Consider the following 1,122-nt stretch of genomic DNA (forward strand, 5'->3'; position numbering starts at 1 on the left):
GACCTTCAGGCTGTTGATCTCGGTTTCCTCGACGAACGGGGCGTCGTAGGTCTTGCGAGTGTTGAGGTCGAAGTACGGGTACGTCTTCTTCTCGGTGCCGATCGGGAAGCGGTACTGCAGACCGGTGTGCTGCACCGGGTCCATGACCGACTCGCCCTTCTTGTCGACCGTCACGGCGATCGCGCCGTTCGGGCCGCCGTCGACCGACTCGACCGGCTCACCGGTCTTGCGGTCCACGGTGACGCGGTCGATGCTCGCGGTCAGCAGGCCGGTGTCGCCCTGCTTGTCCGTGCGGCGCAGGGTCTGACCGGCCTGAATGGTCATTTCCGAAGCGTCGGACGGGTTTTCGACGGTGAGGAAGCGCTGCGAGACGAGCGGGACGTTCTGGTCCACCTTCGCCGAGCCGGTCGTCGAAGTCAGCGACTTCGAGTCCAGCACCTCACTGGGCGCCCCGGTCTGCGGGTTGGTCGCGACGGTCGTGATCTCCAGATCCAACGGCGTCTTCGCGAGGCGGCTGACCGTGTAGGTGGGGATCATGATGGCAGCGACGAGCAGCATCGCGCCGAGCCCCACGAGTACGCAGGCAACCGTCCTTCTGGTACCGGCACTGAGTGCCATGCAGGTTCTCCTCGTCGTCGAACGCGTGTTTCTTCCAGTACTGCGGTCGCCGCGCAGCACTCGTGAGCCCAGACACTAACAGTCCGAGCGGTCCCTGAGTGCGGCCGAGGCAGGAAAACACCCCGAAACGCCCCCAAGTCAAAAGCCGGATGATCCGCGGAACGCCCGCAAGGCACACTGGGACCCGATGACGACGACCACCCTCACCACCGCGGAGACGCCCGACCTGGCCCCGGCGCCGGTCCGTCCGGGCCGCTTCGTTCCCGCACTCGAGGGCATGCGCGCGCTCGCCGCCCTGGGGGTCGTGCTCACCCACGTCGCCTTCCAGACCGGCGCGACCGGACAGCCGGTGCTCGGCCGGGTGTGGGAGCGCTTCGATCTCGCGGTCGCGGTGTTCTTCGCGCTGTCCGGATTCCTGCTGTGGCGGCCGCACGCCGCGGCGGCCCGCGGGCACGGGGTGGCACCGAGCGCCGGACGTTATCTGCTGCATCGCGCGGCCCGCAT

General features: G+C 67.9%; 2 protein-coding genes. One reads left to right on the top strand and one right to left on the bottom strand.

The genetic code is table 11. The features are described from left to right. The coding region (locus ACIRS4_RS38340) for a DUF3068 domain-containing protein (protein WP_404204921.1) at positions 1-618 on the bottom strand (618 nt) is incomplete at its 3' end. 187 nt (positions 619-805) lie between these two features. Here ACIRS4_RS38340 and ACIRS4_RS38345 point away from each other — a divergent pair. Beyond that, positions 806-1,122, top strand: a 317-nt coding sequence (locus ACIRS4_RS38345; protein ID WP_404204923.1) for an acyltransferase family protein, incomplete at its 3' end; no start/stop codon positions are given.

It is taken from the genome of Streptomyces sp. NPDC101166, assembly GCF_044768125.1.
Taxonomy (GTDB): domain Bacteria; phylum Actinomycetota; class Actinomycetes; order Streptomycetales; family Streptomycetaceae; genus Streptomyces.